At 68.2% G+C, this 20,781-nt stretch carries 17 protein-coding genes; 7 read left to right on the top strand and 10 right to left on the bottom strand.

The genetic code is table 11. The features are described from left to right. Positions 1–9 precede the first annotated feature (9 nt). The 10 genes from tssH to tssA form a co-directional block, all read right to left on the bottom strand. Positions 10–2,685: a type VI secretion system ATPase TssH gene (gene tssH / locus NJG22_RS06235; RefSeq protein ID WP_253093244.1), complete on the bottom strand. Its 2,676-nt coding sequence runs from the start codon at positions 2,683–2,685 to the stop codon at positions 10–12. Further along, positions 2,678–3,727, bottom strand: a complete 1,050-nt coding sequence (gene tssG / locus NJG22_RS06230) for a type VI secretion system baseplate subunit TssG (RefSeq protein WP_253093271.1) — start codon at positions 3,725–3,727, stop codon at positions 2,678–2,680. The genes tssH and tssG overlap by 8 nt, the downstream gene beginning before the upstream one ends. Beyond that, on the bottom strand, positions 3,691–5,553 hold the full coding sequence (tssF, locus tag NJG22_RS06225; RefSeq protein ID WP_253093243.1) for a type VI secretion system baseplate subunit TssF: 1,863 nt from the start codon (positions 5,551–5,553) through the stop codon (positions 3,691–3,693). Before tssF ends, tssG begins: the two co-directional genes overlap by 37 nt. Then, entirely contained in the window at positions 5,550–6,065 is a 516-nt protein-coding gene (gene tssE, locus NJG22_RS06220) for a type VI secretion system baseplate subunit TssE (RefSeq protein ID WP_253093242.1), read from the bottom strand. The genes tssF and tssE overlap by 4 nt, the downstream gene beginning before the upstream one ends. Continuing rightward, positions 6,059–6,469 carry a hypothetical protein gene (locus NJG22_RS06215; protein ID WP_253093241.1) on the bottom strand — a complete coding sequence of 137 codons (411 nt, stop codon included), beginning with the start codon at positions 6,467–6,469 and terminating at the stop codon, positions 6,059–6,061. Before NJG22_RS06215 ends, tssE begins: the two co-directional genes overlap by 7 nt. After that, complete coding sequence (locus tag NJG22_RS06210) at positions 6,466–6,900, bottom strand: type VI secretion system amidase effector protein Tae4 (RefSeq protein ID WP_134693243.1); 435 nt, start codon at positions 6,898–6,900, stop codon at positions 6,466–6,468. The genes NJG22_RS06215 and NJG22_RS06210 overlap by 4 nt, the downstream gene beginning before the upstream one ends. Positions 6,901–6,971: 71 nt before the next feature. Further along, the gene (locus tag NJG22_RS06205) at positions 6,972–7,460 is read right to left on the bottom strand and encodes a type VI secretion system tube protein Hcp (RefSeq protein ID WP_023632508.1); all 489 of its coding nucleotides are present in this window, start codon (positions 7,458–7,460) and stop codon (positions 6,972–6,974) included. Positions 7,461–7,643: 183 nt separating this feature from the next. Then, positions 7,644–9,137 carry a type VI secretion system contractile sheath large subunit gene (gene tssC, locus NJG22_RS06200; protein ID WP_253093240.1) on the bottom strand — a complete coding sequence of 498 codons (1,494 nt, stop codon included), beginning with the start codon at positions 9,135–9,137 and terminating at the stop codon, positions 7,644–7,646. A gap of 11 nt (positions 9,138–9,148) precedes the next feature. Further along, positions 9,149–9,664, bottom strand: a complete 516-nt coding sequence (gene tssB, locus NJG22_RS06195) for a type VI secretion system contractile sheath small subunit (protein ID WP_217851092.1) — start codon at positions 9,662–9,664, stop codon at positions 9,149–9,151. Positions 9,665–9,737: 73 nt separating this feature from the next. Continuing rightward, positions 9,738–10,763, bottom strand: coding sequence for a type VI secretion system protein TssA (gene tssA, locus NJG22_RS06190; protein WP_253093239.1), 1,026 nt, complete (start codon positions 10,761–10,763; stop codon positions 9,738–9,740). A 397-nt stretch (positions 10,764–11,160) separates the two neighbouring features. On the opposite strand from tssA, the gene tagH reads away from it, so the two are divergent. The 7 genes from tagH to NJG22_RS06155 all read left to right on the top strand — a co-directional run bounded on the left by tagH (position 11,161) and on the right by NJG22_RS06155 (position 20,776). Further along, a complete protein-coding gene (tagH, locus tag NJG22_RS06185; RefSeq protein WP_253093238.1) occupies positions 11,161–12,531 on the top strand; it encodes a type VI secretion system-associated FHA domain protein TagH in 1,371 nt (456 codons plus the stop codon). Between the two features lie 47 nt (positions 12,532–12,578). Next, positions 12,579–13,076 (top strand): type VI secretion system lipoprotein TssJ, encoded by a 498-nt coding sequence (tssJ, locus tag NJG22_RS06180; protein WP_253093237.1) that lies wholly within the window; start codon positions 12,579–12,581, stop codon positions 13,074–13,076. A gap of 16 nt (positions 13,077–13,092) precedes the next feature. After that, the gene (gene tssK, locus NJG22_RS06175; protein WP_253093236.1) at positions 13,093–14,427 is read left to right on the top strand and encodes a type VI secretion system baseplate subunit TssK; all 1,335 of its coding nucleotides are present in this window, start codon (positions 13,093–13,095) and stop codon (positions 14,425–14,427) included. A gap of 166 nt (positions 14,428–14,593) precedes the next feature. Next, the gene (locus NJG22_RS06170) at positions 14,594–15,904 is read left to right on the top strand and encodes a DotU family type VI secretion system protein (RefSeq protein WP_253093235.1); all 1,311 of its coding nucleotides are present in this window, start codon (positions 14,594–14,596) and stop codon (positions 15,902–15,904) included. Continuing rightward, the gene (gene tssM / locus NJG22_RS06165) at positions 15,901–19,407 is read left to right on the top strand and encodes a type VI secretion system membrane subunit TssM (protein ID WP_253093234.1); all 3,507 of its coding nucleotides are present in this window, start codon (positions 15,901–15,903) and stop codon (positions 19,405–19,407) included. Before NJG22_RS06170 ends, tssM begins: the two co-directional genes overlap by 4 nt. After that, on the top strand, positions 19,404–20,060 hold the full coding sequence (gene tagF / locus NJG22_RS06160) for a type VI secretion system-associated protein TagF (protein ID WP_253093233.1): 657 nt from the start codon (positions 19,404–19,406) through the stop codon (positions 20,058–20,060). Before tssM ends, tagF begins: the two co-directional genes overlap by 4 nt. Continuing rightward, positions 20,057–20,776: a protein phosphatase 2C domain-containing protein gene (locus NJG22_RS06155; RefSeq protein ID WP_253093232.1), complete on the top strand. Its 720-nt coding sequence runs from the start codon at positions 20,057–20,059 to the stop codon at positions 20,774–20,776. Before tagF ends, NJG22_RS06155 begins: the two co-directional genes overlap by 4 nt. The last annotated feature ends 5 nt before the right edge of the window (positions 20,777–20,781 follow it).

The raw sequence follows: 20,781 nt of genomic DNA, 5'->3' as shown, positions 1-20,781 counted from the left end.
TCGGTCCTGTCAGTCGGCGGCGCCGAAGTCATAGTGCAAGTCGTTGTCACGACGGCTGATGCTGACGCTGGCCAGCGGCTTGCCCTCGAGCAGGCGGGTCAGGAACTCGCGGCTCATGTCCGGCAGCAGGCCATTGGTCAGGATAGCGTCGATCATGCGGCCACCGCTCTCGGTCTCGGTGCAGCGCGAGACGATCAGCTCGACCACGCCGTCATCGTAGGCGAAGCCGACCTTGTGGGTGCCTTCCACGCGCTTGCGGATGCGCTCCAGTTGCAGGCGGGTGATGGCCTTGAGCATGGCGTCGCTGAGCGGGTAGTAGGGGATGGTCACCAGGCGGCCAAGCAAGGCGGGCGGGAAAATCTCCAGCAGCGGCTGGCGCAGCGAGCTGGCCACCGACTCTGGGTCGGGCCGCGCCTGCGGGTCCTTGCAGGTGTTGGCGATCAGCTCGGTGCCGGCATTGGTGGTGAGCAGGATCAGGGTGTTGCGAAAATCGATCTGGCGCCCCTCGCCGTCTTCCATCACGCCCTTGTCGAACACCTGGAAGAAGATCTCGTGCACGTCGGGGTGGGCTTTTTCCACCTCGTCCAGCAGCACCACGCTGTACGGCCGGCGGCGCACGGCCTCGGTCAGCACGCCGCCTTCGCCGTAACCGACGTAGCCGGGCGGAGCGCCCTTGAGGGTGGAGACGGTGTGGGCTTCCTGGAACTCGCTCATGTTGATGGTGATCAGGTTCTGCTCACCGCCGTACATGGCCTCGGCCAGGGCCAGGGCGGTCTCGGTCTTGCCCACCCCGGAGGTGCCGGCGAGCATGAACACGCCGATCGGCTTGTTCGGGTTGTCCAGGCCTGCGCGGGAGGTCTGGATGCGCTTGGCGATCATCTTCAGCGCGTGGTCCTGGCCGATGATGCGCTTGGCCAGGTGGCTGTCGAGGTTGAGCACGGTCTCGATCTCGTTGCGCGCCATGCGCCCCACCGGGATGCCGGTCCAGTCGGCGACCACCGAGGCCACCGCCTGGTAGTCCACGGTCGGCAGGATCAGCGGGCTCTCGCCTTGCAGCTGGCTCAGGCGTTGTTGCAGGTCGATGAGTTTCTCGCGCAGTTCATGGCTGCCTTGCACCTGCACTTCCTGGTCGACCACGCCGACCTGCTCGCGCAGTTGCGCGCGGGTGGCCAGCAATTGGTCGACCAGGCCTTTCTCTTCGGCCCAGCGGCTTTCCAGGGCTGTCAGGCGCTCGCGCTCCTCGGCCAGCAGGCGCTCGGCCTGGGCCTGGCGCTGCGCGGTGTCGACGCCGATGGCCGCCTCGCGGGCAATGATCTGCAATTCGACGTCCAGCGCCTCGATGCGCCGACGGCTGTCGTCCACCTCGGCCGGCACCGCGTGCAGGCTGATGGCCACGCGGGCGCAGGCGGTGTCGAGCAGGCTCACCGACTTGTCCGGCAGCTGGCGCGCCGGGATGTAGCGGTGCGACAGTTTCACCGCGGCTTCCAGCGCCTCGTCGAGGATCTGCACCTGGTGGTGTTTCTCCATGGTCGAGGCCACGCCGCGCATCATCAGCAGCGCCTTGGCTTCGCTCGGCTCGTCCACCTGCACCACCTGGAAGCGGCGGGTCAGGGCCGGGTCCTTCTCGATGTGCTTCTTGTACTCGGCCCAGGTGGTCGCGGCCACCGTGCGCAGGCTGCCACGGGCCAGGGCCGGCTTGAGCAGGTTGGCGGCGTCACCGGTGCCGGCGGCGCCCCCGGCGCCGACCAGGGTATGGGCCTCGTCGATGAACAGGATGATCGGCTTGGGCGAGGCCTGCACGTCCTCGATCACCTGGCGCAGGCGTTGTTCGAACTCGCCCTTCATGCTGGCGCCGGCCTGCAACAGGCCGACGTCCAGGCTGCGCAGCTCGACGTCCTTGAGCGCCGGTGGCACGTCGCCGGCGACGATGCGCAGGGCGAAACCTTCGACCACCGCGGTCTTGCCGACGCCGGCCTCGCCGGTGAGGATCGGGTTGTTCTGGCGGCGGCGCATGAGGATGTCGACCAGTTGGCGGATCTCCTCGTCACGGCCGACGATGGGGTCGAGCTTGCCGCTGCGGGCCTGCTCGGTGAGGTCGACGGTGAAGCGCTTGAGCGCCTCCTGCTTGCCCATCGCCGCCGGGGCCACGGCGCCGCTGGCCTCGCCCGGCGCGGCAGCGCTGAAGCCGTCGCTGGCCGCCAGGTCGTTCTCCGGCGAGTCGCCCACGTACTCGTCGAAGCGTTCGCTCAGGGCCTCGATCTTCAGCTTGGCGAACTCGCCGGACAGCCCCAGCAGCGCATTGCGCAGGCTCGGCGTCTTGAGGATGCCGACCAGCAGGTAGCCGGTGCGTACCTGGCTTTCGCCGAACATCAGGCTGCCGTACACCCAGCCGCGCTCGACGGCTTCTTCCACTTGCGAGGACAGGTCGGTGATCGAGGTCGAGCCGCGCGGCAGGCGGTCCAGGGCGTCGGTCAGGTCGCGGGCCAGGCGCGCCGGCTCGACGTTGAACTGGCGGATGATGCGGTGCAGGTCGCTGTCCTGCAGCTGCAGCAGCTGGTGCAGCCAGTGCACCAGCTCGACATAGGGGTTGCCCCGCAGCTTGCAGAACACCGTGGCCGCCTCGATGGCCTTGTAGGCGACGCTGTTGAGTTTGCCGAACAGCGCGGCGCGGCTGATTTCACCCATGGTCCTGACTCCTTGTGAGGGGGGCGGCGACCGGCTGGTCGGCGTAGTACCGGGCCAGCTTCAGGTCGCCTGCATCGTGCGATGGCCGGCCGAGCCAGGTATCGAACCCCAGGCGTTGGCCAGCGTTGAGTTGCAGCGCGGGCACTTGGTCCTGCGCAAGGATGAGGTTGAGGTCCCAGTCCAGTTCCTGGCCCAGGTACTCGGCGACCCACGCCGCCAGCTCGACGAACGCCTGCCCGCCGGGCAGCAGGGCGTGGTACTGGTCGAGGCTCAGCGGGCCGAGGCACAGGCGGAACTTGTGCTGGCGGTCCCAGACGTAGCGGCCCAGGCACAGGTCCACGCCCAGGCGGTTGGCGCGCACGCCGAGCTGGCTGCGCTCGGGCAGCTCGAGCCACTGGCCGACGTACTCCTCGAGCTTTACCGGCACGCCGAAGTAGCCTGCCAGGATGCTGCACAGGCCATCGGGGTAGCGGGTCTGCGCGGCCAGGTGACCGGACCAGTGCAGCTTGGCGGTGTCGGCCAGCGGCCCCTGGCCGTGCAGCTCCGGCTGGCCACGGCCGCTCAAGGCGGCCAGGCGCGCGGCCCAGTAGTCGTCGCCCGGACGGTCGTGGCTGACCGTCGGCCGGGCCTCGGCCCAGGCGCGGTAGAACAGGCTCAGCAGGCGGTGGTGGAAGATATCGAGAAAGCGCTTGCTGGTGGGGTCGGCATGGTTGCGCTGGCGCTCGCGCATGTACTCGGTCAGGTGCAGCGGCAGCGGGCCGTTGGGGCCGCCGAGGCCGAAGAAGAACTGCTCCAGGCGCGCCGGCTGATCGTCCACGGCGGTGACCGAGGCCAGGGTCGCCGGGGCGAAACCGCAGTCCAGGCGTTGGCCCAGGCGCACCGGCTCGTCGGCCAGGCGCTGCGAGTGGCCGAAGCGTGGCAGCTCCGGGTTTTCCGCCTCGAGGCGGCGCAGCGCCTGGAAGAAGTCGTACGCCCAGGGCTCGGCTTGCATCGCCTGTAGCGTGTTCACAGGGTCGGCCTGCGTCCGGGCTTGGCGTTCCAGCGCATGATCTCGCCTCGTTCGCTGGTGCGCAGCACGGTTTCGGTGAAGCTGTTGATCGACACGTAGCGGGTCAGGAAGCGCTCGAACACCGCGCCCAGCAGGAACACGCCGGTGCCGCGGAAGGCGTTCTCGTCGAAGGTCAGGGTGATCTCCAGGCCACGGCCGAAGACGATCGGCCCGGGCATTGGCAGGCGCCGGGTGCAGGGCTTGCTGCTGACCTCGCGCAGGCCGTCGATCTGCAGGAGCAGGGCGCTGTCCTGCGGGTCGCCGTACAGGCGCAGCAGTTCGCGCAGGGCGGCGGCGCCCTGGCCCTGTTCGGCCAGCGACAGGTAGTTCAGCGACAACTGGCTGATCAGGCGCCAGGCACGGTTATCGTGGGCATGGCTGGCCTTGGGCCGGCTGGGGCCGGCCAGGCAACGCACGGCGGCGACCGGGGCGCTGTCGGCCAGGCTGAAGTCGCTGCGCCCGTCGCCGACGTTCATGAACAGCGGCAGGTCGCGGTTGCTGCACAGGGCACTGATGCCCAGCTGGCGCAGGTCATGGCGGTAGGGCGCCTGCTGGCCGTCGACCAGGCTGACGAAGGTCTCGCTGCCCATGTAGCTGGAGCGCGTGCCATTGCGCCGCTGTTCGCTGGACAGCACCCGTGGCTCGCGGCGGACGATGTAGTAGGCCTGGTCGCGGCCATAGCGCGACGGGTCGCGCACGGCATAGAACGGCAGGAACTCCTGGTCGGGGCCCGTGCCGTGGCCGCTGACCCGTTGCAACGAGTGAATCTCGAAATCGGTAGGCCGGGTACGGTCGGCGATCACGTGGTGCTCGTGCACCCGCTCGCTCAGGTGGATGCGGTCGACCCGGCGCGGGAACAGGTTGATCGCCGGGGTGCAGAACGGCACGAACTGGCCGGCGCCGACGCTGCTCTGCAGGCTCTGCTCGAAACGCTCGAACAGCACGATGATTTCCAGTTCCTGGCCGTTGCAGCGTTGCACCGCCCGCTCCAGGCCGGCGAAATCGACGAACAGGAAGCGTTGCGGCAGGGCGAAATACTCCTGCAACAGGCGATAGCCCTGGAACGCCTGGGGCACCACCGGCAGCGCCGCCTCGCGGTCGTCGAAGCCGCAGGCCTGCAAGGCGTGCTCGACCGGGATGCGCTCGATCCAGTCGGCGCCGGGCTGGCGCACGAACACCGCGCAGGCGCTGCCGAGCAGTTGCTCGTAGAGGCGGAACGGGGTTTCGTCGGCGCCGTTGAGGTACAGCGGCAGATGGCTCAAGGGCAGGCTGGCGAACGGAATCTCGGCGCCGCTGCGCAGGCTCAGGCGCAGGCCGGCGCGGGCCTTGGGCACGCTGGCGGCCAGGCGCCCGAGCACGGCGCCGGGGTTGCCGAAGTACTCGGCGCGGGCCACCTGCAAGGGCCACAGGGTGACGTCCTGGGTGCTGCGAAACTCACAGGGGGTCTGCGAGTTGCGCCCCAGGTTGGCGCGCAGCACGCTGTCGCGCGGCAGGCGGAAACCGGCAGCCAGCGAGCCCTCGTCGGGGTCGGTCTGCAACTGCACCACGGTCATCGACGGGGTCGGCGCCAGGTAGTGCGGGTAGGCGATTTCCAGCAGGTTGTGGGTGAAGGTCGGGTACTCGGCGTCGAGTTTCAGCTGCACCCGCGCGGTGAGGTAGGCGAAGCCTTCGAGCAGGCGCTCGACGTAAGGGTCGGCGCACTCGATCCCCGACAGCGTCAGGCGCCCGGCGATCTTCGGGTATTCCTTGGCGAACTCGGCGGCACCTTCGCGGATGTGCTGCAGTTCCTGGTTGTACAGCTCGAGCAGGCGCGGGTTCATGCACGCCTCCGGCGCTCGGCGGGCGCCACGCGGACATGGCCGGACTCCAGGTCGACGTCGGTCTGCAGCAGTAGCGGCAGCGCCGCCGGCTGGGCCCACAGGTCGCCTTCGATCTCGAAGCTCAGGGCGTTGGCGTTCATCTCGCCGGGGGCGGCCTGGGCGCGCACCTTGAGGGTGTGGGCGATGATGCGTGGCTCGTAGGTGGCGATGGCCTGGTGGATGATGCGCTCCAGGGCGCTCAGGTCGATGTTCGAGGCGCTGTTGCCGGCCAGGGCCGGCAGGCCGTAGTTGACCACCGAGGCACCGGCCTGGGAGTTCAGGGTATCGACGCTGTCGAGCAATGAGGTGGTGTTGAGCAGCCAGGCCAGGTCGCGCAGTACCGAGGCCTTGAGCTGGTGCAGGCTGAGCACGCGTTTGTCGGGGGCTTCCTGCGGGTTGCCCGGGTCGTCGTCGGTCAGACGGTCCAGCAGCGAGGGCTGCAGGCGGTCGCGGGTGGCGATCTCGGCTACCACTGGAACATCCCCGTGAACAGCTTCTGGTCTTCGAAACCGGTGTCGCACGAGGCGCTCGGCGCCGCTGTCGATGCCTCCAGGCCGGCCTGGGTCAGGCGCACGGCGCGCGAGGTCTTCAGGCATTCGCCCTTGAGCGTCGGGTGCGGCTGCACGTGGGTGACCAGCACGATCGGCACGCCGTTGAACTGCTCGACCCGGGCCTGGCCGGCGCGGTCCGGGCTGAGGCTGCACGGCCACTGCATGTCCAGCGCCAGGCTTTGCTCGCCACGGCTGAGCACGCACTGGCCGGCACGCTCGGCGAGGGTCACGGGCTGGCCGCCGAGGGTGGCCGCGGTCAGCAGCTCGGCATCGGCGCAGGCGCTCAGGGCCAGCAGCAGGGCACCTGCCAGGGCCGCGCGGGTCATGTCAGCTCCCAGAACCAGACCTGCTTGGACTGGTAGTTCTGGTCGGAGAAGCCCTTGGTCAGGCCGCGGTTCCACAGGTCGATATGGTCGCCCGTGCGGTTTTCCTGGCTTTGCCCGGCCCGGGCGAAGCAGTCCTTGTAGAAGATGATCCCGGTCTTGGCCTTGAGCGTCTCGCGCTCCTGGGCGCTGCCGCCGATGCGCTGCGGGCGGCCGAGCTGGCGCTCCAGCCAGTTGGCCAGGGATTCGGCGCCACGGGCATGGCCATGGGCGCACTTGGGTTCGGTGTAGGTCGACTTGTTGACCTTCAGGCCCATCTCGCCATTGAGCGCGATGCTCATGCGGATGGCGCACTGGTTGTCCCACGGGCCGTCGCAAGGCGAAGAGACCTTTGGGTAGGCATTCCACAGGTTGATGAAAGAAGGCTTGGCCATGAGGTTCACCGTGAGCGGGTGAGGCGTGGGAGGGGCGTGCGCGCCGGGCGGGCCGGCGCGCGCGCGGTCGATCAGATCTTGACGTTGGAGCGGATGTTCCAGCCGTACTTGATCGGGCCGCCTTCCTTGGTGCCGTCGGCTTTCTGCGGCTGGTAGTCGACGGTGACCTTGGCGAAGTTCAGGGTCACGTTCTCGGTCAGGCGGTCGTCGCTGCCCGAGCCACCGGTGCTCAGCGAGCTGATGATCACCTCTTCGAGGTTGATGATCAGGTACTCGACCTGGCTTTCACCGCCGGCCTTGCGCACGGTCAGCTTGACCTTGTCGATGTGCTTGCCGCTGGAGCAGTGGGCCATCAGGTTGGGGCTGGACTTGTCGATGTACTTGGTGATCGACAGGTCCTGGATGTTGACCTTGCCCGAACCGCCACCGCTGCCCAGGTGCATGTTGCCGGACTGCGACATGCCCCAGCTCCAGTTGAGCACGTCGATTTCGTCCTTGTGGGCCTTGTCGTGGGACTCGCCCTTGATGTCGCCGATCTTGATGAAAATATCTACAGCCATGATGTCCTCGGGATTTCGCGTCAGGTTGGCGGTTTGGTGCAGTTGGGGCTGCTGCGCAGCCCTTTCGCGACGCAAGGCCGCTCTACAGAAGCTGCGTCGGTCTCTCACTCAGCACATGACACAGGCCCTCTGTGTAGGAGCGGCCTTGTGTCGCGAAAGGGCCGCAAAGCGGCCCCTGGGCTGTCAGGCCCCCTTGGCCGAAGGCAGCTTCGACACCAGGCGCAGCGACACGGTCAGCCCTTCGAGCTGGTAGTGCGGGCGCAGGTAGAAGCGCGAGTTGTAGTAACCCGGGTTGCCTTCGACGTCCTCGACCACCACTTCGGCGGCCGCCAGCGGGTGCTGGGCCTTGGTGGTCTCGGTGGAGTGCGCCGGGTCGCCGTCGACGTAGTTGAGGATCCAGTCCTGCAGCCAGCGCTGCATCTCGTCCTTTTCCTTGAACGAGCCGATCTTGTCGCGAACGATGCACTTCAGGTAATGGGCGAAGCGGCAGGTGGCGAACAGGTACGGCAGGCGCGCGGCCAGGTTGGCGTTGGCGGTGGCGTCCGGGTCGTCGTACTCGGCCGGCTTCTGCAGCGACTGCGCGCCGATGAAGGCGGCGAAGTCGGTGTTCTTCTTGTGCAGCAACGGCATGAAACCGTTTTTCGCCAGCTCCGCCTCGCGGCGGTCGGAAATGGCGATCTCGGTCGGGCACTTCATGTCCACGCCACCGTCGTCGGTGGGGAAGGTGTGTGCCGGCAGGCCCTGCACTTCACCGCCCGATTCCACGCCGCGGATGCGCGAGCACCAGCCGTAGTGCTTGAACGAGCGGTTGATGTTCACCGCCATGGCGTAGGCGGCGTTGGCCCAGGTGTACTTGCTGCTGTCGGCGCCGTCGGTGTCTTCCTCGAAGGCGAAGGCCTCGACCGGGTCGGTCTTGGCGCCGTAGGGCAGGCGTGCCAGGAAACGCGGCATGGTCAGGCCGATGTAGCGCGAGTCTTCCGATTCGCGCAGCGAGCGCCAGCCGGCGTATTCCGGGGTGGTGAAGATCTTGGTCAGGTCGCGCGGGTTGGACAGCTCTTGCCACGAGCCCATGCCCATCACCGTCGGCGAGGCGGCGGAAATGAACGGCGCGTGCATCGCGGCGCAGACCTTGGACACCTCGCCCAGCAGCTCGACATCCGGTGGCGACTGGTCGAAGTAGTAATCGCCCACCAGGCAGCCGTAAGGCTCGCCGCCGAATTGGCCGTATTCCTCTTCGTAGAGCTTCTTGAACACCGGGCTCTGGTCCCAGGCGGTGCCCTTGAACTTCTTCAGGGTCTTGTGCAGGTCGGTCTTGGAGATGTTGAGCACGCGAATCTTCAGCTGCTCGTCGCTCTCGGTGTTGTTGACCAGGTAGTGCAGGCCACGCCAGGCGCTTTCCAGCTGCTGGAAGTCATCGTGGTGGATGATCTGGTTGACCTGGGCGGTGAGCTTGGCGTCGATGGCGGCGATGATCTGCTCGATCGAGCCGATGGCATCGTTGGACACCAGGTTGGTCTGCGCCAGGGCCTGCTCGGCCAGGGTGCGCACGGCGCTCTCCACGGCTTCCTTGGCCCGCTCGGTCTTGGGCTTGAACTCCTGCAGCAAGAGGCTTGCGAACTCGCTCGGGTCCTGGGTGGCCGCCTGTGGGGCCTGGCTGTCGCGCAACGGATCGTTCATGGTCGGTCTCCTCAGGCCTTCGGCTCGGTGTCGGCGGGTTTCGGCGCGCTGGCCAGGGCCTGGAGCAGGGCCGGGTCCTTGATGGCCTTGAGGATGATGTCCTCGGCGCCGGTCTTGCCGTCCATGTAGGTCAGCAGGTTGGCCAGCTGGGTACGCGCCTCGAGCAGCTGGTTCAAGGCGTCGACCTTGCGCGCCACGGCGGCGGGGCTGAAGTCGTCCATGCTCTCGAAGGTGATGTCCAGGCTCAGGTTGCCTTCACCGGTCAGCTCGTTGGGCACGTTGAACGCCACGCGTGGCTTCATGGCCTTCAGGCGCGAGTCGAAGTTGTCGACGTCGACTTCCAGGAACTTGCGCTCGGCCACTGCCGGCAGCGGCTCGGCGGGCTTGCCGGCGAGGTCGGAGAGCACGCCCATGACGAAGGGCAGCTGGACCTTCTTCTCGGCGCCGTACAGCTCGACGTCGTACTCGATCTGTACCCGCGGCGCACGGTTGCGCGCGATGAATTTCTGGGAGCTGTCTTTCGCCACGTTGTTCCTCCTGGTCGCCGGTAGGGCGGCTCTGCTTGTTGCGGGCGTCGGTGTTTAGGCGGCCGGGACGAGGTCAGTCGTGTTCCGGGCCGCGCAGGTTCTCGAATTGCGACATCCCGTCGGGGATCAGGTCGCGGACGATGGTCGCGAAGTCGGCGTTGACCAGGTTCTTCGCCCGGCGCAGCAGCACCGGCAGCGGGCTCGAGGGCTCGTGGCGGGCGTAGTACTGGAGCAGGCGGTCCAGGCTCTGCAGCACGTCGTCGCGGCTGTTCACTTCGCCGGGGCGCGCGGCAGGGGCGCTGGCCGTGGGCTGTGGGTCGTGGTGGGGGCTCGGCGCCGTCTCGTCGTCGCTGGCCTCCAGCGCGGCCGCGGCACCTTCCGGGCTGTAGTCGGCCAGCACCTGCTGGACCTGGCGCAGTGGCTGGCGCAGGGCGGACAGGTCGACGCCGCTGGCCGAACCGACCTGGTCGTTGACCCGGCTTTCGATGCTGTCCAGCGCTTCGCGGGCCAGTTGCAGGGCCTGGCGGCATTGCGCAAGTTGCTCGGGGTCGGCGTCGCGCAGGGCGGCGCCCAGCTCCTCGGCGCTCAGCTGCTCGCTGGCGAAGTGCTGCACGCCGGCGGCATGCAGGGCGGCGCGCAGGGTCACCGGGCCGAAGGCACGCGAGCGCACCAGCACGGCGTCGCGCAGCAGGGCGATATTGGTGTCGCAGGTGAGGCCGGCCAAGGCGTTGACCCGCACGGTGGGGTCGTTGTCGTCGGCGGCGTCCAGTTGCGGGTGCAGGTACAGCCAGTATTCGCCCAGCAGGTCGCGAATCAGCTCGAGGCTGGCGGCCAGGCCCGGCAGGCCATGCAGGGCCAGGTTGGCCTGGACCAGGAAATGGGTGATGCGCAGGTCCTTGCTGCGTTGCAACAGGGTGCTGCAGGACTGTTCGATGGCGCGCCACTGTGGCGGTTCGGCCGGCTGCACGGCGTCGCCCATCACGCGCTCGGGGCGGCCCTGGGCATCGCGTTCCAGTTGCAGGAAATCAGCGTCGTATTCGAGATCGTCGCCACAGGGGAAGTCTGCGGAAACAGCGGCGAGCAGCAGCGGCGAGTTCACCAGAATTCGATCTCCATATCGGCCCTTGGCACGGGCTTGGTATACACCAAGTTGCAACTGTGAACTGGCGCACAAACTTGTCAAAGAATGCGAAGTTGATATCAGTGTGATATCACTTTGGCACTCTCAAGTTGCGCATTTATGGTTTATTTCCAAATTGCTGTCAAGGTAAGCTACGCGCCGCGAGGGGGCGACTGTGAACCAGTTGGCAAGCCTTCGTGTCCATTGGTCAGGTGCCATCAAAATGCCTTGTCGATAGGGTTTAATACGACCTTCCGGAATGAGGCTTCTCGGCGTTACCCCAGTGTTCACAGGGGGTTGGCCGGTGTGCTGGGTCGGGCTTGTGCATCCACTCAAATGGATGGATAAGTGTTTCATATATATGCAAGGAGGCATGATGGCACTTTGCCTGACCATCACCAGTTACCACAAGATCACCCCCGGGCAATGTCCGGAGAAGTTGCTGGAAACCGGTGCCATTACGGTGGGAAGAGCCACGGATAATGATTGGGTATTGCCCGATCCCGAGCGCCTTGTATCTTCGAAACATTGCGTCATCCAGTTCAAGGATGGCCGTTACTACCTGACCGACAACAGCACCAACGGCGTGGAGTTGGTACACGCCGGTATTCGCCTGCGCCGGGGTAACAGCGAACCGTTGATGGACGGCGAAGTTATTCGAATTGGCGATTACGAAATCCAGGCGCGCATCGATGCCGGCCTGGCCATTCCCTTGGGCGGGCAGCCCGAGGTCCACAGCTTCGAGGCGCTGATGGCCAACCAGGTGGCGGCGCCCAGCGCACCTATCGGCGGCGCGCCAGCGGCCTTCCTGCAAGGGGCGTCGAGCCACGATACCCTGCCGGACCTGTTCGATTTTCTTGGCCCGGCCAGCGTGGCGCCGGTGAGCCAGCCGGACCATGTGCCGGCCCAGCAGCACGATTTTCGCCCACCAACGCCTGTGGCGCCGCCGCCCGCGCCGCCTGCCGCCGCGCCGGCTGCCCCAGGGGTGATTCCCGCCGACTGGGCGCTGTTCGACGACACCCCTGCACCAGTACCCCAGCTAGCACCGGCCACGCCGCCGCCCCCGACGCCAGAGCCGCACGCCGTGCCCGCGCCCGTCGCGGCCCCGCTCGCGGCGGTGGCGCCGGCCCCTGTGGCAGCGGCCCAGGCTACCGCTGGCGATGCCTTGCTCCAGGCCTTCCTGCGCGGTGCCGGCATCGAGCACCTGCGCATCGACGCCGCCGATGCCGCTGCGCAGATGGAAACCATCGGCCGCAGTTACCGCTTGATGGTCGAGGGCCTGATCGATGTGCTGCGCGCGCGCAGCAGCCTCAAGGGCGAGTTCCGCATGCAGCAGACCAGCATCGCCCCGGTGCAGAACAACCCGCTGAAGTTCGCCCCCAATGCCGACGAGGCGCTGCTGTTGCTGTTGCGCCACGCCAGCCAGGCATTCATGGCGCCGGACCAGGCGGTACGCGACAGTTTCGACGACCTGCGCGCCCACCAGCTGGCGGTGATGGCCGGGGTCGAGGCGGCGCTCAAGCACTTGCTGGCGCGTTTCGAGCCGGCCCGGCTGGAAGAGCGCCTGGCCCCTGCCGCCGGCTTGTCGAAGCTGTTCGGCGGTTCGCGCCAGGCCCATTGCTGGCAGCAGTTCACCACGCTGTACCAGCAGATTTCCCGCGAGGCCGAGGACGATTTCCAGGACCTGTTCGGCCGCGAGTTCAGCCGCGCCTACCAGGCCCACAGCCAACGCATGCAACGCCCCTGAGGCCAACGCCGGGGCCAGGAAGAACACAACACGTCATGAGGACGAGGATGAGTGCAACAAGACTGATCGCAGCCCTGGCCATCGTGCTGCTCAGTGCCTGCAGCAAGGACACGCCGGTCGAAGCTGCCGCCCCCGCCGCGGCGCCAGCCACGGGCATCACCCTGTACTTCAGCGCCGCCGCCGGGCTCAACCCCGGGGCCGGTGGCACCCCTGCGCCGGTACGGGTGCGCATCTTCGAGCTGAAGAACAGCGCCGCGTTCAGCCGCGCCGACTATTTCGCCCTGGCCGAGCGCGCCCCGGCGACCCTGGCCGCCGACCTGATCGACCAGGACGAAGTGCTGCTGCAACCCGGCGAGCAACTGCGCCTGGAACGCCCGCTCGACCCGGCCACCCGCCAGGTCGGCCTGGTGGTCGGCTACCGCGAGATCGACCAGGCCCAATGGCGCAGCGTGCTACCGGTGCCGCCCCGCGATTATCAGATCAGCCTCGATGTGCGCGCCGTGCGCAGTGCCGTGGCCACCCCACAACCTGAGCCTGCCCGCTAGGCAGTCGGAGTACTTGATGTCCTGGAACAATCGCGTGGTCTGGTCGGAAGGGATGTTCATCACGACCCAGCACTTCCAGCAGCACGACCGCTACCTGGAGCACTTCGTCGATGCCCGCAGCCGGCCGTTGAGCGCCGCTGCCTGGGGCTTCTCGGAGCTGCTCGTCGACCAGGGCCTGCTGGCCCAGGGCAAGCTGGCGATCCTCAGTGCGCGCGGCCTGCTGCCCGACGGCACGCCGTTCGATATCCCCCGTGACGACCTGCCGCCGCCGCCGCTGGAGATTGCCGACGAGCTGCGCGATGGCGTGATCTACCTGGGCCTGCCGCTCAAGCGCGCCGGCGCCCGCGACACCGTCGACGACGGCGAGGCGCTGGACGGTGCGCGCTACATCAGCCGGGTCAGCGAGGTGCGCGACGACAACGCGCCGTTCGAGAACCGCGCGCCCCTGGCCCTGGGCAGCCGTGCCCTGCGCCTGCTGCGCGGCGAGGATGGCTTGAGCGACTACGCCGCGCTCGGCGTGGTGCGGGTGCGCGAGAAACGCGCCGACCGCGCCCTGGTGCTGGACGACAGCTACATCCCGCCGCTGCTGGACGTCACCGCCAACAACGCGCTGTCGGGTTTTCGCGGCGAGTTGCTGGGCTTGCTGCACCAGCGCGGCGAGGCCTTGGCCGGGCGCGTGGTGGCCTCGGCCAACGGCGGCGCCTCGGAAATTGCCGACTTCATGCTGCTGCAACTGGTCAACCGCGCCCAGCCGCTGGTCGAGCACCTCAACCAGCTGACCCCGCTGCACCCCGAGCGCCTGTACAGCGAGCTGGTGGCACTGGCCGGCGAGTTCGCCACCTTCACCCGCGACGGGCGGCGGCCCGAGGCGTTCCCGGTGTACCAGCACGACGACCTGGCGGCGACCTTCGCGCCGGTCATGGCGGCCCTGCGCGAGGCGCTGTCGATGCTGATCGACAGCAAGGCGGTGGCCATCCCGTTGGTGGAGAAAGCCTACGGCATCCACGTCGGCATGCTTGCCGACCGCAGCCTGCTGGACAGCGCCAGCTTCATCTTGGTGGTACGCGCCGACGTGCCCAGCGAGACCCTGCGCAGCCGCTTCGGCCAGCAGAGCAAGATCGGTTCGGTGGAGCACATTCGCGACCTGGTCAACCTGCAGCTGCCGGGCATCGGCCTGCTGCCGCTGCCGGTGGCGCCACGGCAGATTCCTTTCCACGCCGGTTCCACCTACTTCGAGCTCGACCGCGGCAGCGAGCACTGGAAGCAGCTGCAGCATTCCGGTGGTTTCGCCTTCTACGTCGCCGGCGAATTCCCCGGCCTGAACCTGGCCTTCTGGGCGATTCGGGGATGATGGCGTGATGTTTGAAGATGCTGGGACCGCGTTGCGGTCCTTTCGCGACACAAGGCCGCTCCTACAGGGGAGCGCGAACGCCTGTAGGAGCGGCCTTGTGTCGCGAAAGGGCCGCAACGCGGCCCCCGATGCCACCCCCTATCCAAGGAACGGAGACTAAGCCGCGATGCAACCAGACGATCCGCAGGCCTTCGACCGCACCCAGTTCATGCCACGCCCCGGTGGCCGTGGCGCGCAATCGGCCACGCCAACGCCCGCTGCGCCACCGCCGCCACTGAACGTGCCCGCCGAGCCGCTGGCCGCCGGCCAGGCCGAGGGCCTCAACCCGCTGGAGCAGGCCGCCGGCCCGCTGCTGGCGCTGCTTACCCGCCTGCGCAACACCATCGCCCACCCGGCGCCGGCCAGCCTGCGCGCGCAACTGCTGGCCTACCTGCGCCAGTTCGAGGAGCGCGCCGAGGCCGCCGGGGTGCCGCGCAACGAGGTGCTGCTGGCACGCTATGCGTTATGCACCGCCCTCGACGAAGCCGTGCTCAGCACCCCCTGGGGCAGCGCCAGCGACTGGGGCAAGCAGAGCCTGCTGATCACCGTGCACAACGAGGCCTGGGGCGGCGAGAAAGTGTTCCAGCTGATGGAGCACTGCCTGCAAAGCCCACGTGAGCGCCTGCATCTGCTGGAGCTGCTGTACCTGTGCACCAGCCTCGGCTTCGAAGGCCGCTACCGGGTAATGAACGGTGGCCGCGCCCAGCTCGAGGCCCTGCGCGAGCGCACTGCGGCGACCATCCGCAGCGCCCGTGGCGAGATCGAGCGCGAGCTGTCGCCGCACTGGCGCGGCGTCAGCGTGGCGCGCGACCGCCTGGCGCAGTTCGTGCCGCCCTGGGTTGGCCTGGCGGTGGCCCTGGCGCTGCTGTTGCTGGTGCTGTTCGGCCTGCGCCTGAAGCTGGCCGCCGATGCCGAGCCGGTGTTCCGCGGCATCCATGCCCTGGGCGAAATCCCGGTGCAGGCCATGGACCGCCCGGTGGTGCAGCCAAAGCCGATCGAGCGCCCGCGCCTGGCGGGTTTCCTCGCCGAAGACATCAAGGCTGGCCGGGTCGCCGTGCAAGACGCGGTGGACCGTTCGGTGGTGACCATCCGTGGCGACGAATTGTTCGCCTCGGCCAGCGCCAGCATCAAGGGTGATTTCCAGCCACTGATGCTGCGCATCGCCGAGGCCGTGGCCAAGGTCAAGGGCAACGTCAAGGTCACCGGCCACAGCGACAACCAGCGCATCGCCACGCTGCGCTTCCCGTCCAACTGGGCGCTGTCCCAGGCCCGCGCCGAGGAGGTCAAGGATATCCTCGCGGCCCGTACCGGCCAGCCTGGGCGCTTCACCGCGCAGGGCCTGAGCGACACCGAGCCGCTGGCGTCGAACGACAGCGCCCAGGGCCGGGCGAAGAATCGCCGGGTCGAAATCACCGTTCTGGCGGAGGGCGTCGAGTGAAGGCGTTTTTCAGTTTTGTCATTCGCTGGGTGATCCCGGTGCTGGGCCTGCTGGCCCTGAGCCTGATCATCTGGTTCGTCGGCCCGTTGCTGGATGTGCTGGCGCCGGTCGCGCCGCGGCTGGTGCTGATCGTCCTGCTGTTCGCGGTCTGGGTCGCCTACCGCGCCTGGCGCATCGTCCAGGCCCGTCGCCAGGCCGCCAAGGTGATGGCCAGCCTGGCCGCCGAAACCGCGCCGGACCCTGCCAGCGCCGCCACCGCCGAGGAACTGGCGACCCTGCGCCAGCGCATGGACGAGGCCCTGGTGCTGCTGAAAAAGGCCCGCCTGGGCGGTGACGAGCGGCGCAACCTGTACGAGCTGCCGTGGTACGTGATCATCGGCCCACCCGGTTCGGGCAAGACCACCGCGCTGGTCAACTCCGGCCTGCACTTCCCGCTGGCGGCGCAGATGGGCGAGGGCGCCATTCGCGGCGTGGGCGGCACGCGCAACTGCGACTGGTGGTTCACCGACCAGGCCGTGCTGCTCGACACCGCCGGGCGCTATACCACCCAGGACAGCCATGCCCAGGTGGACAAGGCCGCCTGGCTGGGCTTCCTCGACCTGCTCAAGAGCCAGCGTTCGCGCCGCCCGATCGACGGCGCGTTCATCGCCATCAGCCTGTCCGACCTGCTGCTGGGCAGCGAGGCCGAGCGCGCCGCCCACGCGGCGGCCATCCGCAAGCGCATCCAGGAGCTGTACAGCCAGCTTGGCGTGCGCTTCCCGATCTACCTGATGCTGACCAAGCTCGACCTGGTGCCGGGCTTCATGGAGTTCTTCGACAACCTGAGTAAGGAAGAGCGCGCCCAGGTGTGGGGCATGACCTTCGCCCTGGATGACGGCCAGCAGGGCGATGGCCCGCTGGCCCAGTTCGGCAGCGAGTTCGCCCTGCTGGAGCAGCGCTTGAACCAGCGCCTGGTCGAGCGCCTGCAGCAGGAGCGCGACCCGGCGCGGCGCGACCTGGTGTACGGTTTCGTCCAGCAGTTCGCCGCCCTGCGCGGCAACCTCGGCAGTTTCCTGGACGGCATCTTCAAGCCCAATGCCTTCGAAGAGCGCGCGCTGCTGCGCGGTGTGTACTTCACCAGCGGCACCCAGGAGGGCAGCCCGATCGACCGGCTGATCGGCAGCATGGCCCAGAGCATGGGCCTGGACCGCGCGCACCTGGCGCGCCAGAGCGGCAGCGGGCGCAGCTACTTCATCGAGAAGCTGTTCAGCGCGGTGGCCTTCGCCGAGCGCGGCCTGGTCGGCAGCAACCCCAAGGTCGAGCAGCGGCGCAAGTGGATCGCCCGTGGCGCCCTGGCCCTGAGCGTGGCCCTGGTGCTGGTGGTCGGCACCCTGTGGACCCTGAGCTACCGCGCCAACCAGCAATACATCGCCGAGGTCGACAGCCGCCTCAAGCCGTTGGGCAAGAGCGTGCAGGAGCTGAGCCCGGCGCAGCGCAACGTGGTCGAGGTGCTGCCGCTGCTCAATGCCGTGCGCCGCCTGGCCGACGATCCACCGGGCTGGGCCGAGGGCCTGGGCCTGTACCAGGGCGACATGCTCGAAGGCGAGTCCGACAGCGTCTACCGCAAGTTGCTGATCGCCATCTTCGCCCCGCGCCTGGTCACCCGCATCGAGGAACAGCTGTACGCCGGTGGCCCCTCCGACTACCTGTACGAAGGGCTCAAGGCCTACCTGATGCTGGCCGACGGCGAGCACTACGACCCTGAGTTCATCAAGGCCTGGATCACCCTCGACTGGGAGCGCAGCCTGCCCCGCGACCTGGCCCCGGACCTGCGCCAGGCCCTGTCGCAGCACCTGGCGGCGCTGTTCGACAAGCGCCCACCCAATGCCCGCCTCGACCAGCGCCTGATCGACGACACCCGTCGCCAGTTGCAGCAGTTGCCGGTGGCCCAGCGCGTCTACGACCGGGTCAAGCGGCAGAAGCTGCCGGCTGGGGTCAGCGACTTCCGGGTCAGCGAGGCCGCCGGTCGCGACGCCGCGCTGGTGTTCCGCTTCAAGAACGGCAAGCCGCTCGGCGAGCCGTTGCCGGGCATCTTCACCGTCGAGGGCTACCGCAAGGCCTTCCTCGCCGCCAGCCTGGCCCACAGCGAAACCCTGGCCGAAGAGCGCTGGGTGCTCGGCCGCGAGGCCAGCGAGGCAGGCGATGCCAAGCGCCTGGCCGACGATGTGCTGCAGCTGTATTACCAGGACTACATTCGCAACTGGGACGCGCTGCTGGCGGACCTGGATTTCGTGCCCATCACCAGCGTCGGCCAGGCGGCCGACGTGCTGCGGGTGCTGTCCGGGCCAACTTCGCCGATGAAGAAGCTGCTGCAGGCCGTGGCCAAGGAGACCAACCTGGCCCAGCCGACCACCCTCGACAAGGTCCAGGCCAAGGCCGAACAGGCCGGCGTCGACCAGCTGCGCCAGCGCCTCGGCGGCCTGCTCGGCGATGCACCGCTGCCCAGCGACAACCCGGCGGCCCGTGAGGTCGACCCGGTGACCGCGCACTTTGCCGAACTGGCCGCCCTGGTGGACACCGGCGAAGGCCAGCCGGCGGCCATCGATGGCCTGCTCACCGACCTCAACGCCCTGTACGTGCAGGTCAGCGCCATGGTCGGCGCCAGCGGCGATGCGCTGCTGGGCGAGGCCAAGAACCAGGCCCAGGCCGCGGCGCAGCGCGTCGCCCTGGGCGCGGCACGCCAGCCCAAGGTGGTGCAGAACCTGGTGGGCTCGGTGCTCGGCTCGACCCATAACCTGGTCATGGGCGGTGTGCGCAACCAGCTCAACGCCGCCTGGGCCAGCGAAGTGGTCAGCGTCTACCGCCAGTCCCTCAGCGGGCGCTACCCGCTGGTGGCGGGCAGCGCACGTGACGCCACCCTGGAAGATTTCGGCCAGTTCTTTGGCGTTGGCGGGGTGATGGACAACTACTTCCGCAAGTACCTGCAACCCTACGTCAACACCTCCAGCACGCCCTGGAGCTGGCAGCCGGGCGCGGCGCAGAAGCTGGGGATCAACAGCAACGTGCTGTACACCTTCCAGCGCGCGGCGAGCATCCGCGATGCGTTCTTCCGCACCAGCAACGGCGTGCAGCCGGGGGTGCGCTTCGAGCTCAAGCCGGTGGCGATGGATGCCACCATCACCCAGTTCCTGCTCGACCTCGACGGCCAGCAGGTCAGCTACGACCACGGCCCGAGCCGACCGGTGGCGTTGCAGTGGCCCAACCCCAACAGCATCGGCGTGGTGCGCCTGTCGATCTCGCCACCTTCGGCCGCTGGCCGCTCCGGGCTGACCGTGGAAGGGCCCTGGGCCTGGTTCCGCCTGCTCGACCAGTCCGACCTGGTGGCCGGCAGCTCGCCGGAGCGCTTCAACCTGCGCCTGCGCGTCGATGGCGCCAGCGTGTCCTACGAGCTGCGTGCCAGCAGCGCCTTCAACCCGTTCCGCAGCCGAGTGCTCAGCGGTTTCAGCCTGCCGGAGCATCTGTGAGCGACCTGGGTTTCTACGGAAAGCTGGCCAGCCGCGGCGACTTCGTCAGCCGGGGCCTGCCACAGCGTTTCATCCAGCCCTGGGACCAGTGGCTGGCGGCGGGGGTGCAGGCCAGCCAGCAGGCGCTGGGCGAGCGTTGGCTCGAGGCCTACCTGGTAAGCCCGTTGTGGCGCTTTGCCTTGGCGCCGGGTGTGTGTGGGCCGGACGCGGTGGTCGGCGTGCTGATGCCGAGCATCGACCGGGTCGGGCGGTATTTTCCGCTGACCGTGGCCCAGGTGCTGGCGCCGGGTGAGCCGTTGGCGCCTGTGGTGGCTGGGGCCGAGGAATGGTTCGAGGCGGTCGAGCAGGCGTTGCTGGCGACGCTTGAGCCTGGGGCGGCCTTTGAGGGTTTTGAGGCGGCTTTGCCGCCTTTTCGCGACGCGAGGCCGCTCCTGCAGGCACCGCGTGTGACTGTCGGTGGGGTGCAGCGGTTGGATGCGACCACGCCGCAGGGACGGGCACTGGCCTTGGCCGAATGCGCCTGCGAGGGCATGAGCCTGTGGTGGGGCAGGGGCTCCGAACGTATCGCTCCGGGCTTGATGCGCTGCGCGGGCTTGCCGCGCAGCGAGGATTTCGCCGGGTTTCTTCTGGGTAGCGAGGCAGCGCACGCATGACCGACCTGCAATACACCGCGGCCAGCTACAGCCATGTCGGCATGGTGCGCAAGATCAACGAGGATGCCTGCCTGGAACTGACCTGGGCCGGCCTGTGGGCGGTGGCCGACGGCATGGGCGGCCATGCCGCCGGCGACTACGTCAGCAGCCTGGCGGTGGACAGCCTGCGCAGCCTGCCGATGCTCGAGTCACTGGAGGAGTTTGCCGGCGAAGTGCGTGACGGACTGTCGTGGGTCAACCGCACGGTGCGCGAGGAAACCGCGCGCCGCGGCGTGGCGATGATGGGCAGCACCGTGGTGGTGCTGGCGGCGCGGGGCGACCAGGCCATTGGCCTGTGGGCCGGCGACAGCCGCCTGTATCGCCTGCGCGAAGGCAGCATGCAGCGCCTGTCCCATGACCACAGCTACGTCCAGGAGCTGCAGGACAGCGGCCTGCTCAACGAAGCCGAGGCGCGGGTGCATCCGCGCGGCAACATCGTCACCCGCGCCCTCGGCGTCGAGGACCATATCGAACTGCAGGCCGTCGCCTTGCAGGTGCAACCCGGCGACACCTACCTGCTGTGCAGCGACGGCCTGAACAAGACCGCCGAGGACCACGAGATCGCCGAGGTGCTCGGTCACGCCGACCCCTACGAAGTGGTGCGCAGCCTGGTGCACCTGGGCCTGACCCGGGGCGCCCCGGACAACATCACCGCCGTGGTGGTGAAGGCGAATTGAAGACA

Source organism: Pseudomonas sp. VA159-2 (assembly GCF_024126635.1).
GTDB classification, from domain to species: domain Bacteria; phylum Pseudomonadota; class Gammaproteobacteria; order Pseudomonadales; family Pseudomonadaceae; genus Aquipseudomonas; species Aquipseudomonas muyukensis.
Note: the sequence above shows the minus strand (reverse complement) of the source record. Positions and strands in the feature narration are given on the sequence as shown.

Coding starts and splice junctions, on each gene's coding strand:
- tssK (WP_253093236.1), top strand. CDS start 13,093: ATGTCCTGGAACAATCGCGTGGTCTGGTCGGAAGGGATGTTCATCACG.
- tssH (WP_253093244.1), bottom strand. CDS start 2,685: ATGGGTGAAATCAGCCGCGCCGCGCTGTTCGGCAAACTCAACAGCGTC.
- tssC (WP_253093240.1), bottom strand. CDS start 9,137: ATGAACGATCCGTTGCGCGACAGCCAGGCCCCACAGGCGGCCACCCAG.
- NJG22_RS06205 (WP_023632508.1), bottom strand. CDS start 7,460: ATGGCTGTAGATATTTTCATCAAGATCGGCGACATCAAGGGCGAGTCC.
- tssF (WP_253093243.1), bottom strand. CDS start 5,553: ATGAACCCGCGCCTGCTCGAGCTGTACAACCAGGAACTGCAGCACATC.
- NJG22_RS06170 (WP_253093235.1), top strand. CDS start 14,594: ATGCAACCAGACGATCCGCAGGCCTTCGACCGCACCCAGTTCATGCCA.
- NJG22_RS06155 (WP_253093232.1), top strand. CDS start 20,057: ATGACCGACCTGCAATACACCGCGGCCAGCTACAGCCATGTCGGCATG.
- NJG22_RS06210 (WP_134693243.1), bottom strand. CDS start 6,900: ATGGCCAAGCCTTCTTTCATCAACCTGTGGAATGCCTACCCAAAGGTC.
- tagH (WP_253093238.1), top strand. CDS start 11,161: ATGGCACTTTGCCTGACCATCACCAGTTACCACAAGATCACCCCCGGG.
- tssJ (WP_253093237.1), top strand. CDS start 12,579: ATGAGTGCAACAAGACTGATCGCAGCCCTGGCCATCGTGCTGCTCAGT.
- NJG22_RS06215 (WP_253093241.1), bottom strand. CDS start 6,469: ATGACCCGCGCGGCCCTGGCAGGTGCCCTGCTGCTGGCCCTGAGCGCC.